At 50.0% G+C, this 14,950-nt stretch carries 16 protein-coding genes; 3 read left to right on the top strand and 13 right to left on the bottom strand.

All coding sequences use genetic code 11. The features are described 5' to 3' along the window. Positions 1–130 precede the first annotated feature (130 nt). The 10 genes from mlaA to ccmA all read right to left on the bottom strand — a co-directional run bounded on the left by mlaA (position 131) and on the right by ccmA (position 7,997). Entirely contained in the window at positions 131–892 is a 762-nt protein-coding gene (gene mlaA / locus AC2A06_RS05025) for a phospholipid-binding lipoprotein MlaA (protein ID WP_473197327.1), read from the bottom strand. A 31-nt stretch (positions 893–923) separates the two neighbouring features. Beyond that, on the bottom strand, positions 924–2,135 hold the full coding sequence (gene ccmI / locus AC2A06_RS05020) for a c-type cytochrome biogenesis protein CcmI (protein ID WP_484379560.1): 1,212 nt from the start codon (positions 2,133–2,135) through the stop codon (positions 924–926). Beyond that, complete coding sequence (locus AC2A06_RS05015) at positions 2,135–2,602, bottom strand: cytochrome c-type biogenesis protein (protein ID WP_484379559.1); 468 nt, start codon at positions 2,600–2,602, stop codon at positions 2,135–2,137. Before AC2A06_RS05015 ends, ccmI begins: the two co-directional genes overlap by 1 nt. Beyond that, a complete protein-coding gene (locus AC2A06_RS05010; protein ID WP_484379558.1) occupies positions 2,599–3,150 on the bottom strand; it encodes a DsbE family thiol:disulfide interchange protein in 552 nt (183 codons plus the stop codon). The genes AC2A06_RS05015 and AC2A06_RS05010 overlap by 4 nt, the downstream gene beginning before the upstream one ends. A gap of 2 nt (positions 3,151–3,152) precedes the next feature. After that, the gene (locus tag AC2A06_RS05005; protein WP_473197325.1) at positions 3,153–5,117 is read right to left on the bottom strand and encodes a heme lyase CcmF/NrfE family subunit; all 1,965 of its coding nucleotides are present in this window, start codon (positions 5,115–5,117) and stop codon (positions 3,153–3,155) included. Continuing rightward, the gene (ccmE, locus tag AC2A06_RS05000; RefSeq protein WP_484379557.1) at positions 5,114–5,608 is read right to left on the bottom strand and encodes a cytochrome c maturation protein CcmE; all 495 of its coding nucleotides are present in this window, start codon (positions 5,606–5,608) and stop codon (positions 5,114–5,116) included. The genes AC2A06_RS05005 and ccmE overlap by 4 nt, the downstream gene beginning before the upstream one ends. Beyond that, on the bottom strand, positions 5,605–5,850 hold the full coding sequence (gene ccmD, locus AC2A06_RS04995; RefSeq protein ID WP_473197323.1) for a heme exporter protein CcmD: 246 nt from the start codon (positions 5,848–5,850) through the stop codon (positions 5,605–5,607). The genes ccmE and ccmD overlap by 4 nt, the downstream gene beginning before the upstream one ends. Beyond that, positions 5,847–6,584: a heme ABC transporter permease gene (locus tag AC2A06_RS04990; RefSeq protein WP_473197322.1), complete on the bottom strand. Its 738-nt coding sequence runs from the start codon at positions 6,582–6,584 to the stop codon at positions 5,847–5,849. Before AC2A06_RS04990 ends, ccmD begins: the two co-directional genes overlap by 4 nt. A gap of 121 nt (positions 6,585–6,705) precedes the next feature. Next, complete coding sequence (ccmB, locus tag AC2A06_RS04985; RefSeq protein WP_023491336.1) at positions 6,706–7,365, bottom strand: heme exporter protein CcmB; 660 nt, start codon at positions 7,363–7,365, stop codon at positions 6,706–6,708. Next, positions 7,365–7,997: a cytochrome c biogenesis heme-transporting ATPase CcmA gene (ccmA, locus tag AC2A06_RS04980; RefSeq protein ID WP_484379629.1), complete on the bottom strand. Its 633-nt coding sequence runs from the start codon at positions 7,995–7,997 to the stop codon at positions 7,365–7,367. The genes ccmB and ccmA overlap by 1 nt, the downstream gene beginning before the upstream one ends. A gap of 256 nt (positions 7,998–8,253) precedes the next feature. On the opposite strand from ccmA, the gene AC2A06_RS04975 reads away from it, so the two are divergent. Further along, positions 8,254–9,171, top strand: a complete 918-nt coding sequence (locus tag AC2A06_RS04975; RefSeq protein ID WP_473197321.1) for a tetratricopeptide repeat protein — start codon at positions 8,254–8,256, stop codon at positions 9,169–9,171. Between the two features lie 47 nt (positions 9,172–9,218). On the opposite strand, the gene AC2A06_RS04970 is transcribed toward AC2A06_RS04975, so the two are convergent. Next, entirely contained in the window at positions 9,219–9,941 is a 723-nt protein-coding gene (locus tag AC2A06_RS04970) for a GntR family transcriptional regulator (RefSeq protein ID WP_484379556.1), read from the bottom strand. Between the two features lie 284 nt (positions 9,942–10,225). Between AC2A06_RS04970 and AC2A06_RS04965 the strand changes: the two genes are divergently transcribed. Both AC2A06_RS04965 and AC2A06_RS04960 read left to right on the top strand, forming a co-directional pair. After that, on the top strand, positions 10,226–11,848 hold the full coding sequence (locus tag AC2A06_RS04965; RefSeq protein WP_484379555.1) for an alpha-glucoside-specific PTS transporter subunit IIBC: 1,623 nt from the start codon (positions 10,226–10,228) through the stop codon (positions 11,846–11,848). Next, positions 11,845–13,167, top strand: a complete 1,323-nt coding sequence (locus AC2A06_RS04960; protein WP_484379554.1) for a 6-phospho-alpha-glucosidase — start codon at positions 11,845–11,847, stop codon at positions 13,165–13,167. The genes AC2A06_RS04965 and AC2A06_RS04960 overlap by 4 nt, the downstream gene beginning before the upstream one ends. A gap of 79 nt (positions 13,168–13,246) precedes the next feature. Here AC2A06_RS04960 and AC2A06_RS04955 read toward each other — a convergent pair whose 3' ends face one another. Together AC2A06_RS04955 and alaC are read right to left on the bottom strand one after the other, a co-directional pair. Further along, positions 13,247–13,456 carry a glycogen synthesis protein gene (locus tag AC2A06_RS04955; RefSeq protein ID WP_473197317.1) on the bottom strand — a complete coding sequence of 70 codons (210 nt, stop codon included), beginning with the start codon at positions 13,454–13,456 and terminating at the stop codon, positions 13,247–13,249. A 228-nt stretch (positions 13,457–13,684) separates the two neighbouring features. Next, positions 13,685–14,908: an alanine transaminase gene (gene alaC / locus AC2A06_RS04950; RefSeq protein ID WP_473197316.1), complete on the bottom strand. Its 1,224-nt coding sequence runs from the start codon at positions 14,906–14,908 to the stop codon at positions 13,685–13,687. Positions 14,909–14,950: the final 42 nt, after the last annotated feature.

Here is a 14,950-nt window from a genome sequence, read left to right as displayed (position 1 = left end):
ACGTTCTCCCTCTACATCATGACAAAGGCCCCTGATATCCAGGAGCCTTCAAAAAGATAGAATACTGTTTATACCTTTACTTCAATAGCTTAAGCTAACCGTATCATTTGTTAATGAAATCGTCAAACACCTACGGAGCAGAGTCAATCTCATCCAACTCGCCCTGAATTACCTTGGCATTTGGGTTCACTTGCGGTTGAAGTTTTCCGCCGCGCGACAGGAAGTCGTTGCGCTGGAAGTAGGCATCACGCACCATCAGGTAAGGATCAGAGGAGTTGCGCAGCAGTCCGTCAGAGTCCAACAACTGGGCACGGGTTTCAACCCCTTCAACCACCCATTTGCCCGCCGACATCCAGAAAGTGAGATAGCTCAGCACCGGGTAAACGCTGTCAGCCCAATCGCCACCATCTTCACGTATCGTAAAGCTGCCATAGACCGGCAAATGGACATACGGGCCATAACCAACACCATAATGCCCTAGCGTGCTACCGAAACGGCGTGGCTCTTCACGTGCCAGTTTCGGGTTAGCCATTCCTGCGACATCGATAAAGCCCCCCATTCCCAACAAGGTATTCAAGAAGAAGCGGTTGAAGTGGATCATGCCTTGATAGGGGTTACCACGCAGAAACTCGTTCACCATGCTGGCTGGCTCTTCCAGGTTGCCAGTAAAGTTGCTCAGGCCATTACGCGCCGGGGTGGGAACATAATCTCGCCATACCACTGCCACTGGGCGCACCACATACGGGTCCAGCACATTGTAGTTGAAGTTAAACATCGCCCGGTTAAAACCTTCCAGCGGATCGGAGCGTCCTTGAGGATCACTACTGGACGAACTGGCGCATCCAACTAACAGCACCGTTGCAAAAGCCAATCCAGTCAGGCGAAAATTCATATATTTCTCCATCAAAACCATTGATTTTTTGTCAGGGAACCTGCTTGTCTATCTGAACGCTGATCGGTTCCTTATCACTTACTGCCTGCAACTCACTGTCACCAAACCACTCCCCCGGTTGCGGGGTAGCCAGTCCATCACCGGAAAGGCGAACATGCACCTTCACCTGCTGCAGAGCCGAAAGCTGGCGTTCTGGCATCATAGCGTCACTGTCATCCAACGTAAATGACAGCGGGAAACGGCTCAGAGCCAACTTTTTAACCGCCACTGGCTGCGGATTTTCCCCATCAGTGACCGAAACCATTAGCGTTCCCTGTGGAGGTAAGGCCTTCGCGGCTTCTGGCGACAAGGTAACATTAACAGCAATGTTACCCAGTTGCCCACTCATCTGACGTTTTGCTTGCTCCATACTGCGTTTTATTATTTCTGTTCGCGTATCGTTAGCTGGCAACAATTTTAACATTAACTGCCATGTGCTGATGGCTTGCGGGTAATCTTGCTGTTCAAAAGCATTAAATGCCAGCAGACTCAGCACCTGCACATTAGAGTGATCTTCTGCCACCATCTTGCGCAACATCTCTGTCGCCTGTTTATTGTCAGCCGGATCGCCTGAACGCATCAACACTTGAACATAACCCAAGCGCACGTCCATATTATCTGGGGCCAGACGGTAAGCATGAGCAAAAGCCTGTGTGGCGGTGGTTGCGTTATTCAACGCCATACCAATGCGACCAAGTAAAACCCAGTCGTTAATATTGCGGTCATCATACTGTAAGGAGGTGCGTAGTCCCAGACCAAGACGAGCAATCTCTTCGGTACTCAACGGGTTAGCCTGCTCATCAGCCACTCGCTCACGCAACTGTGGCAGTTGCTGCTCGACTTGATGCCAAGCCGCCACCTGAGTCAATCCTCCGGTTTTCAGATAAAAACCAACCGCGACCACGACCAGCAATACCACACCGGGCACCAACGCCCAGCGGCTGATAGCACTGCCCTGCACTGGCGGTTGCTCGGGTATATCCTGTAACAGGTTCTGCTGTAATTCCTTTATCAGTTCACTGGGTTGAGCCACCACGCCTAATGCTTCATCCTGCATCAGTTCATCAAGATGATGCTGATAAAGCGCTTTATTCAAGGCATCTCGATTAACCGCCTCGTTCACTTTACCGCGCCGTAGTACCGGCACCACCAGCAAACAGGCTGCACCCGCTAACAACACTATGATAAGCAACCAAAAAGTCATTAGGTTTTCTTCCTGTCACGCTCTTCCAACAACCCGGCAAGACGCTGCTGGTCCAAGTCCGATAATTCTGGTTTATCCTCAACGCCGCGACGATGACGGGCCTTCAGGATCACCACGCTGCCGCCAATCAAGACAAGCAAGAGTGGCCCAATCCACAAGATCAACGTCGCAGGCGTTACCGGGGGATCATAAGTAACAAAATTGCCATAGCGCGCGACCATATAATCGATGATTTGCTGTTTGCTTTGCCCCTGCTGCATCAATTCATACACTTTGGTACGCATATCCGCCGCAGTAATGGCATTGGAATCAGCAATGCTATTGTTCTGGCACTTTGGGCAGCGTAACTGTTCTGTCAATTGGCGATATTGCTGTTCCTGTTCCAGGGAGTCGAATTGGTAGGTGTCGATCGCCGCAAACGCGTTCCAGCTCAGAAACAGCGCCATCAGCCAGGTGGAGAATCTCATGCATCCCCCCCAAATTTCCGATACAGGGGTAACACCTCTTGCTGCCAGATGCGTTCGTTCATATCACCTGCATGGCGATAGCGAATAATCCCCTCGCCGTCGATCAGGAAGGTCTCTGGCGCACCATAAACCCCCAGGTCTAACCCCAACATACCGTCACCATCGTATAAACTCAGGGCGTAAGGGTTACCCAACTGCTGCAACCAACGTACTGCTTGACTACGGTCATCTTTATAATTCAAACCGACAATACGTACCCCCTTGGCAGCCAGCGTATTGAGATACTCATGTTCCGCCCGGCAAGTAGGGCACCAGGTGGCCCAAACATTGAGTAGCATCGGCTTACCCTTATGCAACACCGCCTGATCAAAGGTTTGCCCAGGATGTTCGAGAGATTCAAGCTTGAACACCGGCACCGGCTTGCCAATCAATGCCGACTCCAGCAGGGTAGGTTCCTCCCCTCCGGCATTACGCATTAGTTGCAACAACAGCGCCAGTGCCAATAAAAGAAACATAATTAATGGGATAAAAAGTAACTTACGTCTCATGGCTATTCCCCGCTGTTCTCGGCAAGCTTTTGCTGTTTACTGATACGGTAACGTGGGTCAAGAAGACACAACACTCCACCCAATGCCATAAATAGGCCACCAAACCAGATCCAGCGCACAAAAGGCTTATAGTAAAGGCGTACCGCCCAAGAGCCATCATCCAGCTCCTCACCTAACGCCGCATAAAGGTCACGCGTCAGGCCACCATCAATGGCCGCTTCCGTCATCATGCTACGCGCGGTATTGTAGTAACGCTTTTCCGCCCGTAAGGTCGCTTCTGGTTGATCGTTACGAGTGACGTCAATAATCCCGACACCACCGGTATAATTCGCCCCTCGGATGTCATGCACATCACGGAAGGTAAAGCGGTAGTCACGAATTTCCACGCTATCACCCATGCGCATGCGCACATCACGTTCGATGCTGTAATTCTGGCTAAATGCAATACCGATCACCGTCACCGCGACCCCCAAGTGACCCAAGGTCATGCCCCAATGGCTGCGCGGAAGACAGCGCAAACCGCGCCAGAAACCATGGCGATGGGTGGCCCGCTCATGCAGTTCCAGCAGCGTTAACAGGATCACCCAGAACGCCATCACCAAGCCAACTACGGTCATCCCGGCAATGCTGTCTTGCAATAACCAAGGAAGTAGAACCGATAACAGCAGTGTCACCACCAGCGCCAATCCAAGACGTCGCCAAAGCTTGCCTGGTTCATCACGTCGCCAGCGAACCAGTGGCCCGATGCCTAATAACAACGCAAAGGGTGCCATCAGCCAGGTAAACATGGTGTTAAAAAAGGGCTCGCCAATAGAAATACTGCCTAGACCTAACTGTTTATGTACCAGTGGCAATAAAGTCCCTAACAGCACCACGGACATGGCGGCGATCAACAAGACGTTATTACCCAGTAAAAAGGTTTCCCGTGAGAAAACCTCATGCTGTACCCGGCTACGTACCTGCCCGCCCTTCACGGCATACAGCAGCAGTGAACCACCAATAACAATCACCAGGTAAGCAAGAATAAACATCCCGCGCTGTGGGTCTGAGGCAAAAGCGTGTACCGACACCAGCACACCGGAACGCACCAGAAAGGTACCCAACAAGCACAGTGAAAAAGCGGTAATCGCCAGCAACACCGTCCAGGCTTTAAAGGAGCCACGCTTTTCAGTTACCGCTAATGAATGAATCAACGCGGTACCCACCAACCACGGCATAAAGGACGCATTTTCTACCGGGTCCCAGAACCACCAGCCGCCCCAGCCCAATTCATAATAGGCCCAGGCCGAACCCAGCACGATGCCCAGTGTCAAGAATACCCAAGCGGCCATGGTCCAGGGCCGAGACCAGCGTGCCCAGGCCGTATCAAGCCTGCCCGCCATCAACGAAGCAATGGCGAAGGCAAACGCCACCGAGAAGCCAACATAACCCATATATAATAAAGGGGGATGGAAAATCAGCCCGATATCCTGCAGCAATGGGTTTAGATCGGCACCGTCGATGGGGAAATCAGGCAAAGTACGTACAAATGGGTTAGAGGTAACAATAATAAACAGCAAAAAGCCGACCGTTATCATCCCCATCACCGCCAAGACCCGGGCGACAGCATCAGGTGGCATCCGCTTACTGCAGCAGGCCACTGCCAGCGACCAACCACTTAATAGCCACACCCATAACAGCAGTGAACCTTGGTGGGCCCCCCAAGTCGCTGCAATACGGTAATAGACGGGCAGTTGGCTATTAGAGTTAGCGGCAACATAAGCCACGGTGAAATCATTGGTGATAAACGCATACACCAGGCAGAGGAATGCCAAGGTTATTGCCGCACTCATGCCATAAGTTAACGGGCGAGCCACCGACATCATCCGGCTATCCTGCCGCTCAGCGCCCCAGAGTGGATAGATGCTTAATAACAGTGAAATCGCTAATGCCAGGCACAGTAGAAAATTACCCACTTCCGGTATCATGGCCGGTTCTCCCCTTGAGGCTGGCTGCTATAGTTGGATGCTGGGCCTTGATGGTTCTCTTGCATCGCTGCGGTCACTTCTGGTGGTGTGTATTTCTCGTCATGTTTTGCCAGCACTTCACTGGCATTGACAACATTGCCCTCGCCTAATACGCCTTGCGCGACAACCCCTTGCCCCTCCCGGAACAAGTCCGGCAGAATACCTTGGTAGGTCACATCAATGGCGCCATGAGCATCATATACTTTGAAATTCACCCGTAAGCTGTCCTGATCACGCTTAACCGAGCCAGGCATCACCATCCCGCCAATGCGCAAACGCTGACCCACTTGTGGCTTTTCATGCTTCTGCCCCTTGCCTTGTAAAATTTCACTTGGGGTATAAAACAGATCGATATTGGCACGCAGCGCATACAGCAACAGCGTGATAGTCAGCGCGATACCCATGACGACCACTATCGCCAGGTAGAGGCGGCTTTTACGACGTGGATTCACAATGATTTCTCCTGTCGATTGGCGGATTGCGGTACTGCCATTTTTTGATTTGATTGACGAATGCGCTGTTCACGGGCGGCCTGACGCCGTATCTCCACCAACAGTTGCTTACGTTGCCATAAGGTATGAGTGAGTAACCCTAGCAATGAGAGCAAGGTAACCGCCACCGCCAACCAGACGTAGAACCCATAGCCCCCCATAGCAAAAAAAGCCGACCAGGAGTTGAATGCCGCGCTACTCATGACTGACGCTCCCGATTAATCAACGCGATAACCCAGGCGCGCTGGCGCTCCTGAAGCAGAATCAGATTACGCAAACGCATCAAGGTAAGTGTGATAAAGAACAGCAGATAACCGAAAATGGCCCAACGTAATGGTGTGCGCATACTTGGCGCAATACTTTGCTGCATATTGGTCGATCCTTGATGCAATGTGTTCCACCATTCAACAGAGAAATGGATAATGGGCAGATTGACCACCCCCACCAGCACCAGAATACCCGCAGCACGCCCAGCAAGACGACGATCATCAAAGGCATTGTACAGGGCAATAATGCCTAAATAGAGGAACAACAATACCAGCTCCGAGGTTAAGCGCGCATCCCACACCCACCAGGTGCCCCACATCGGTTTGCCCCAAGCGGAACCGGTAACCAAGGCGATAAAGGTGAACACCGCCCCAACCGGTGCCATGGCAGCCACCAAGGTATCGGAAATTTTTATCTGCCATACCAGGCCGATAAACGCCGCAGCCGCCATGGAGGCATAGATCCCCATCGACCAGATCGCCGCCGGGACATGGATATACATAATGCGGAAACTATCACCTTGCTGATAATCCTTGGGGGCGAAGCCAAATCCCCACACCCAACCTATCAACAGGCAAAGCCCCCCCGCGATGGCAAACCAGGGAACTAAGCGCCCACAGAGAGAGTACAGACGCTCTGGATGGGCAAATTGATGTAACCATTTCCACATTATCTTTTTTGCTCACGGTAAAGAATTATTCGGTGGCGGCCCTGAGTAGTAGGGTTATAACCACGCCACATCAATGGATACTCAGGATCAATGTATCTTCACAATCAATATATGCTCACAATCAATGTATGCTCACACGCAACGCCGCCGCAGTAGCAAAAGGCGCCAACGTGATGCTGCCTGCCAACATCGCCCCCAGGATAGCCAGATAACCATCTATGGGCATGCCCATGGCGGCAGCATCAATGGCCGCCGTAGCAAATATCAGCACTGGGATATACAACGGCAGAACCAACAAACTCAAGAGTACCCCCCCTTTAGGCAGCCCCACGGTCAATGCGACGCCAATCCCCCCGACCAAACTCAATACTGGCGTACCCAGCAACAAGGTCAGCGCCATCGCCCACCAGGTATGCATATCCAACGACAACAACAGCGCGACCAAGGGTGAGAGTAATAACAGTGGCAACCCAGTAACCAGCCAATGGGCACAGACTTTGCCCAACACCGTCATCGCCAGAGGGCTCGGCAAGAGTAATAACTGTTCCAAAGAGCCATCGAGGAAGTCATCACGGAATAACCGCTCTAAAGAAAGCAGTGATGCCAGCAGCGCTGCTACCCAGATAATACCCGGTGCAATGCGCGCCAGCAGTTGCGGTTCCGGCCCTACCCCCAACGGAAACAGGGTAATAACAATCAGGAAGAACCATAACGGGTTAACAATCTCGGCACCTTTGCGGAAAGCTATTTTCAGTTCACGCCGCAGGATGATAAAAAACATCAAGAACTCTCCGCGCTTGTTGCTGCCAGGCGAATTTTCCTTACCGCCGATGGGGTACCGATCAGATCTTGGTGGGTGGTGAGTATTATCATTCCCCCCTGCTGCCGATGTTGTTCAAACAGTGCCGCCAGTGCAACAACACCTTGTTTGTCTATTGCCGTTAAAGGTTCATCCAGGATCCACAGCGGTTTATGACTCAACCATAATCGCGCCAGCGCCACACGCCGCTGTTGCCCGGCGGAAAGTTGCGCCACCGGCAAATCCTCATAGCCCGTCAACCCCACCTGTTCCAACGCCTGCCAGACTGCGCCAGGCTCCGGCTGTTGATCAACGGCTTGATAAAATTGCAAATTTTCAAATGGGGTCAACATAGATTTAACCCCTGGCTGATGGCCCAGAAATAGCAGTTGCTGATGATAGTTGCTGCGGTGGTAGCGCGTATTTTCCCCTTGCCAACACACCTCACCACTCTCTGACTGCACTAGCCCCGCCAAAATGCGCAGCAAGCTGGTTTTACCCGCACCATTAGGCCCTTCAACCTGGATAATCTCCCCTGGGCTCACTAAAAAACTGAGCCCGTCAAACAAAAGACGTTCATCACGGAAACAACTCAGGCTTTTAGCTTCCAGCATGGGGATTTTATACTCCTCTTTAGATTGCCAAATAATAACATAAGCCATTGAGTGCTCGTAGCCCGTACCCTCATGCAAGGCTACTCCATTAGGGGTAATATCGGGTACCAGATCAAAGTTGTGCAGAAAAAACCAGCTACGTTGGCGGCTATCCTCTTCCCTGCCCTATCTGTTTTTCTTTTCATTGCCCGATGCCCCACTTAAAATTGGACAGTTCACCGTATAGCAACTGGACTATTTTAAAATGGAGTTATGTATGAAACGTTTTCCTTGGGCCGCGTTTTATCTGTTTATTGCCACTATTCCAGCCAGCTTTATCCCGGCTCAAGCCACTCAGCCCGCCACAGTTAGCGCTGAAGCAGCAGAAAGTGGCGAGCAGGAATTGGTTTTGATCGAGAAAGCCAACAAAGGGGATGCCAGTGCGGCATTCAACTTGGGCTACAGCTATTACACTCAGCAAAATTATCCCGGTGCAATACGTTGGTATGGCAAAGCCGCCGAATTGGGTAATGCGCGCGCCGCTTTTGAAATAGCAATTATTTACCGTGATGGCCTGCTCGGTGAGCCTGATATGAAAAAAATGATTTCATATTTACAACAGGCGGCCAAGCAAGGTCTTGTTTTAGCGCAAACAGAACTGGCTGTCAGTTATCTGCAAGGAACGGGGGTTGATAAAAACGAACAAACGGCCATGTACTGGTATGAACAAGCAGCAAAGCAAGGTGATGCCGAAGCGCAATACTATTTAAGCCACTTGTACTGGAAGAAACAGGACATTCAAATCGGGTTCATGGACAGTGACGGGCAAAGTTATAGAGTCACTGCTGATGGCATAACGATCAAAATCGATCCCCGTTATGAGAGCAATGATAAAAAAGCCGTCTATTGGCTTTGTCAGGCCGCAGAACATAATTATGGCGATGCACAGCTGGAACTAAGTCATTTGTATGGACATGAGTATGCTATCGGTGCCAAAAGCGGCGATATAATGGTAAACATCAAGCAACGGGACCTCTGGTTACAGAAAGCCGCCGATAATGGTGTTGAGCGAGCCAAACAAGAATTAGCTAATAATAGCGTTCCTTGGTACACCGCCGCAGAAAAGTGGGCAAAAGATCTGTTTGAGCCTACAGAGCAAGCTACCTGCCCCTATGATGCTAGTGTGTTGCAATAACGTATGGGGTGATAACTGCCCAAAGTGATGTCTATGATTTTAACAAGTTAACGTATATCACGGCGCGGTGACTCGCGCCGCAGGTGATAGTCCACCTGGTACTCACTGGCATTACGGAACATCACCGAATAGTTAAGAAATTGGCCATTATCGCTGTAAGAAAGGGAGGTAATTCTTAAAATCGGTGTTAGCGGTTCAATATTGAGCAACGCGGCCATTTTTTTATCCGCCAATACTGGCGTTAAGCTTTCATAATTACCGCAAATAACTATTTGGCACTCATCTTCAATATAAGTAAATTTTGACCCTTCCAGATGCGCTAGCGACAGATTGCGAAACAGTTTTACTGGCATATAACTGTCTTCTACCATCAAGGGTTTGCCATCTACTGAACGGACACGACGTGAATAATAGATCCGCTCATCAATCTTGATACGTAGCTGACTGGCAATGGCCGGTGGCGCTGGCATGACCACAAACTCCAGCACTTCACTGATCACCTGCTTGCCCTGATTTTTCATCACTTCAATAAAACCCGTCAGATTGGTGGTTTCATGATGCACATCCTTTTGTGCAACGTAAGTACCGCTGCCATGGCGCCTGACCACCAACCCCCAACTTATTAATAAATCTACAGCCTTACGGATCGTCATACGCGAGACGTTAAACTCCTCTACCAAGCGTTTTTCACTCGGTAACGGGCTGCCAATGTTGTAATCGGCAGAGTTCAAACGAATTCGCAGTTGATCGGCAATGGATTTGTAGATCATCAGCAGATCTCTTTTAACCAAAAAATCATCAGGTAATATTCCCTATAAATATTTATTAAACAGTTAATTATGCTTAATTTCGCTAACCCATTTTCTAAGTTAGAATTCTTTTGTCTAGAAAATCATTAAAAATTAGACAACTTTGGTGCAATAAAAACCATGCGTGCGATCACGAATCGCCACAACTGACCAAGCTATATCACTGACCACTTCTTATGCTCCCCCCTGCTTCATACTAAAAAAACCATCAATAATTATTCAGGTTGTTACATGAGGATTTAAGTATGCTCAGTCAAATACAACGTTTCGGCGGCGCCATGTTCACCCCAGTGCTGCTATTTCCTTTTGCCGGTATGGTGGTGGGTATCGCCATCATGCTACGTAGCCCGATGTTTGTTGGTGAGGCGCTGGCAGACCCCACGCATCTATTTGCACAAATTGTTTATATCATTGAAGAAGGGGGTTGGACGGTATTTCGTAATATGCCGCTGATATTTGCTGCTGGCTTGCCTATTGGTTTGGCTAAACAAGCTCAGGGGCGCGCTTGTCTGGCGGTATTAGTCAGTTTTCTGACCTGGAACTACTTTATTAATGCCATGGGAATGACCTGGGGAAGCTACTTTGGCGTAGACTTCACTGCTGAACCCACCGCCGGCAGCGGCTTAACCGTCATCGCCGGGATTAAAACTCTCGATACCAGTATTATTGGGGCTATTATCATTGCCGGGTTGGTCACCGCCATCCATAACCGCTATTTCGATAAACCCCTACCCGTATTTTTAGGTATTTTTCAAGGCAGTTCGTTTGTGGTCATTATCGCTTTCCTAGTGATGATCCCTTGTGCCTGGTTGACGCTTCTAAGCTGGCCTAAAGTCCAGCTGGGTATTGAGTCTTTACAGGTTTTTCTGCGTAGCGCAGGAGCCCTTGGGGTCTGGGTTTATACTTTCCTCGAACGTATTCTGATCCCAACAGGTTTGCACCACTTTGTTTATGGCCCCTTCATTTACGGCCCGGCTGCCGTAGAGGGGGGGATTCAGGTTTACTGGGCGCAGCATCTGCAAGAATTCAGCCAAAGTACCGTGCCGTTAAAAACGCTGTTCCCTGAAGGCGGTTTTGCCTTGCACGGTAACTCGAAAGTGTTCGGTTCTGTCGGTATTGCGTTGGCACTGTACTTCACCGCCAGCAAAGAAAATCGTATCAAGGTAGCGGGATTATTGATCCCTGCCACCCTCACCGCCATGTTGGTTGGCATCACTGAACCGCTGGAATTCACTTTCCTGTTTATTTCACCAGTGCTCTTTGCTGTCCATGCCGTTCTCGCCGCCACCATGGCAACCGTGATGTACCTTTGTGGCGTGGTCGGCAATATGGGCGGTGGCTTACTTGATCAGTTCCTGCCACAGAACTGGATCCCCATGTTCCATAACCATGCCTCGATGATAGCCACACAAATAGGTATCGGTATCGCGTTCACCGGGATCTATTTTGTGGTCTTCCGCACACTGATCCTGCGCTTTAATCTGAAAACCCCGGGTCGCGAAGAGAGTGAAATCAAGCTCTACAACAAAGCTGACTACCAAGCTGCACGTAAACAAACCACCGCGATGGCAAGCCAAGGGGCTAACAACCAACAGGCCGCTGCTTTCCTGCAAGCACTAGGAGGAAGTGACAATATTTCCAGCGTCAATAATTGCGCCACTCGCTTACGTATCACCTTGGTAGATATGGCGCAAACCGCCAGTGATGATGTCTTCAAAGCACTGGGGGCGCATGGTGTGGTGCGTCGCGGCAATGGTATTCAGGTCATTGTCGGCCTGCATGTTCCTCAAGTCAGGGATCAAATTGAAGCCCTGATGAAAACTATTCCTATTCCCGAAAAAACAACCATGATGGAGGCTATATCATGAAAAAATTCTCAGTCGTTGTCGCTGGTGGTGGTAGTACCTTTACCCCCGGTATTGTCTTGATGTTATTAGCTAACCAGCACCGTTTTCCGCTGCGAGCGATTAAATTCTATGATAACGATGGTGCACGTCAGGAAACCATTGCTGAAGCCTGCAAAATCATTCTGCAAGAACAAGCACCAGACATTGAATTCAGCTATACCACCCACCCACAAGCCGCTTTCAGTGATGTGGATTTTGTGATGGCACATATTCGGGTGGGTAAATACCCGATGCGGGAAAAGGACGAGAAAATTCCGCTCAGTCACGGCGTTGTCGGCCAGGAAACTTGCGGCCCAGGGGGGATCGCCTATGGGATGCGCTCCATTGGCGGTGTTTTGGAAATTGCCGATTATATGGAAAAGTACTCCCCTAATGCCTGGATGCTCAATTACTCCAACCCGGCGGCAATTGTTGCCGAGGCTACGCGCCGGCTGCGCCCTCAAGCCAAAATTCTCAATATCTGTGATATGCCGATTGGCATTGAAGCCCGCATGGCGCAAATTGCCGGGTTGCAAGACCGCAAGCAGATGCGCACTCGCTACTATGGGCTGAATCACTTTGGCTGGTGGACGTCTGTCGAAGATCTGGCAGGCAATGATTTAATGCCGAAAATTCGTCAACATGTAGAAAAATTCGGTTATGTCCCACCAACAGACCATCACGCCACCGAAGCCAGTTGGAATGATACCTTCGCAAAAGCGAAAGATGTGTGGGCCTTGGATCCTACCACGCTGCCGAACACCTATCTGAAGTATTACCTGTTCCCCGATTACGTGGTGCAACATGCCAACCCGCAACACACCCGGGCAAACGAGGTTATGGAACACCGTGAAAAACAAGTCTTTGGTTCCTGTCATGCCATCATTCAGGCGGGGAAATCCTCCGCAGGTCATTTGGAAATTGACGAACACGCTTCCTATATTGTTGATCTGGCCACCGCTATCGCCTTCAACACTCAAGAACGCATGTTGTTGATTGTGCCCAATAATGGTGCCATCAATAATTTTGATCCTGAAGCGATGGTGGAGATCCCTTGTCTGGTGGGAACTAACGGGCCAGAGCCCTTGGTGGTGGGGAATATACCGCAATTTCAGAAAGGTTTGATGAGCCAGCAAGTGGCGGTGGAAAAACTGGTGGTCGACGCCTGGGAACAAAGGAGTTACCTGAAACTGTGGCAGGCGATCACCTTGTCTAAGACGGTACCGAGTGCTTCAGTTGCCAAGGCTATTCTTGATGACCTGATCGCCGCCAATAAGGAATACTGGCCAGAGCTACACTAAGCACTGTTAAGTAAGCATTGTTAAGTTGTGTTAGGAAAAGGCCCCGAAGGTTATCCTCGGGGCTTTTATACAGAATTGCTTAGGCTGTCTGCGATTGCTTTTTATAGATAGAGCGATAGTGATTGAGACGCTCAAAAAAATTATCGCACTGTTCAGGTGACATATTACCAGCCACACCATTAGCATCGATTTCACGCCCTTGAAACTCTAAGAATGCCACCGTAGAAGCGAGAAAATCCATGTTGCTCGTATTTTTTGCGTAAACGTAACACTTTTCCAAGGTTTCCATTGCCTCCTCCTGAACGTTTTACAGTAAAAAAACAATGTGTTATCACTTAGATGCCGATAGCTCACAAAGCAAGCTATAGGCATAATAATACTCTTACCGAATAAAAAATATACACACCCTGTGCAATTCAGTAAAAAAAGCATAGTTCAAAATCAGAACCCTGCCACACAAAGATTCTCGTTCATTACCGGAGGCTGTCTACCCTTGGCTATCGTCTGGTATAACTGATTACGCGGTAGACGATTTGGCGGGTTTGATCAACCCATCAGCCCGGAACATCGCCTTGATGCCACGCACCGCCTGGCGGATACGATCCTGGTTTTCAATCAACGCAAAGCGTACATGGCTATCGCCGTAATCACCAAAACCAATTCCTGGCGAGACGCACACTTTGGCTTCAGCCAGCAAGCGTTTGGCAAACTCCAATGACCCCAGATGAGCGTAGGGCTGCGGAATTCTCGCCCACACATACATCGAGGCTTTGGGGTTCTCCACCATCCAACCGGCTTCGTGCAACCCTTTCACCAACACATTACGGCGCTGACGATACTGCTCGGCAATATCCAGCACACACTGTTGATCCCCTTCCAACGCGGCAATAGCAGCCACCTGCAGTGGGGTAAAGGTACCGTAGTCGTGGTAGCTTTTAATCCGCGCCAATGCACTGACTAATTCTGGATTACCCACCATAAAACCAATACGCCAGCCCGCCATATTGTAGCTTTTTGATAGCGTAAAGAACTCTACAGCAATCTCTTTGGCACCGGGTACCTGCATAATGGAAGGGGCCTTCCAGCCGTCATACACAATATCGGCATAGGCCAGATCGTGAATCACCAACACATCGTATTGCTTGGCCAGTGCCACCACGCGCTCAAAGAAATCCAGCTCAACACATTGCGCCGTCGGGTTAGACGGGAAGCCAAGAATCATCATTTTTGGCCGTGGAATGGTTTCACGAATGGCCCGCTCTAATTCACCAAAAAAGTCTCCCCCTTCCACTAACGGCACCGATCGCACCTGAGCACCGGCAATCACCGCACCGTAAATATGGATCGGATAGCTGGGGTTTGGCACCAACACCGTATCCCCATGGTCAAGGGTCGCCAACATCAAATGTGCCAGCCCTTCTTTCGAACCAATGGTGACAATGGCTTCACTTTCAGGGTCGATATCCACCTGATAGCGCTCCTGGTACCAGTGCGAAATGGCCCGGCGCAAACGAGGAATACCCCGTGATGTTGAGTAGCCATGGGTATCTTCCCGTTGTGCTACCGTGCAGAGTTTTTCAACAATATGTGGGGGTGTTGGCCCATCCGGGTTACCCATGCTGAAATCAATAATATCCTCACCGCGACGGCGTGCAGCCATTTTCAGTTCAGAAGTGATATTGAAAACATAAGGAGGAAGACGTTCAATCCGTGTGAAACGGCGTGGGTTGTTATCAGACATAAATACCTCAAAAGACGTTAGCGCCCGGACCATCCGAGCGAC

Source organism: Serratia sp. HNCC26DJ244, from assembly GCF_057180565.1.
Note: the sequence above shows the minus strand (reverse complement) of the source record. Positions and strands in the feature narration are given on the sequence as shown.

Coding starts and splice junctions, on each gene's coding strand:
- mlaA (WP_473197327.1), bottom strand. CDS start 892: ATGAATTTTCGCCTGACTGGATTGGCTTTTGCAACGGTGCTGTTAGTT.
- AC2A06_RS05005 (WP_473197325.1), bottom strand. CDS start 5,117: ATGATACCGGAAGTGGGTAATTTTCTACTGTGCCTGGCATTAGCGATT.
- AC2A06_RS05010 (WP_484379558.1), bottom strand. CDS start 3,150: ATGAGACGTAAGTTACTTTTTATCCCATTAATTATGTTTCTTTTATTG.
- ccmD (WP_473197323.1), bottom strand. CDS start 5,850: ATGAGTAGCGCGGCATTCAACTCCTGGTCGGCTTTTTTTGCTATGGGG.
- AC2A06_RS04960 (WP_484379554.1), top strand. CDS start 11,845: ATGAAAAAATTCTCAGTCGTTGTCGCTGGTGGTGGTAGTACCTTTACC.
- AC2A06_RS04990 (WP_473197322.1), bottom strand. CDS start 6,584: ATGTGGAAATGGTTACATCAATTTGCCCATCCAGAGCGTCTGTACTCT.
- alaC (WP_473197316.1), bottom strand. CDS start 14,908: ATGTCTGATAACAACCCACGCCGTTTCACACGGATTGAACGTCTTCCT.
- AC2A06_RS04970 (WP_484379556.1), bottom strand. CDS start 9,941: ATGATCTACAAATCCATTGCCGATCAACTGCGAATTCGTTTGAACTCT.
- ccmI (WP_484379560.1), bottom strand. CDS start 2,135: ATGACTTTTTGGTTGCTTATCATAGTGTTGTTAGCGGGTGCAGCCTGT.
- ccmB (WP_023491336.1), bottom strand. CDS start 7,365: ATGTTTTTTATCATCCTGCGGCGTGAACTGAAAATAGCTTTCCGCAAA.
- AC2A06_RS04955 (WP_473197317.1), bottom strand. CDS start 13,456: ATGGAAACCTTGGAAAAGTGTTACGTTTACGCAAAAAATACGAGCAAC.
- AC2A06_RS04965 (WP_484379555.1), top strand. CDS start 10,226: ATGCTCAGTCAAATACAACGTTTCGGCGGCGCCATGTTCACCCCAGTG.
- AC2A06_RS05015 (WP_484379559.1), bottom strand. CDS start 2,602: ATGAGATTCTCCACCTGGCTGATGGCGCTGTTTCTGAGCTGGAACGCG.
- ccmA (WP_484379629.1), bottom strand. CDS start 7,997: ATGCTGGAAGCTAAAAGCCTGAGTTGTTTCCGTGATGAACGTCTTTTG.
- AC2A06_RS04975 (WP_473197321.1), top strand. CDS start 8,254: ATGAAACGTTTTCCTTGGGCCGCGTTTTATCTGTTTATTGCCACTATT.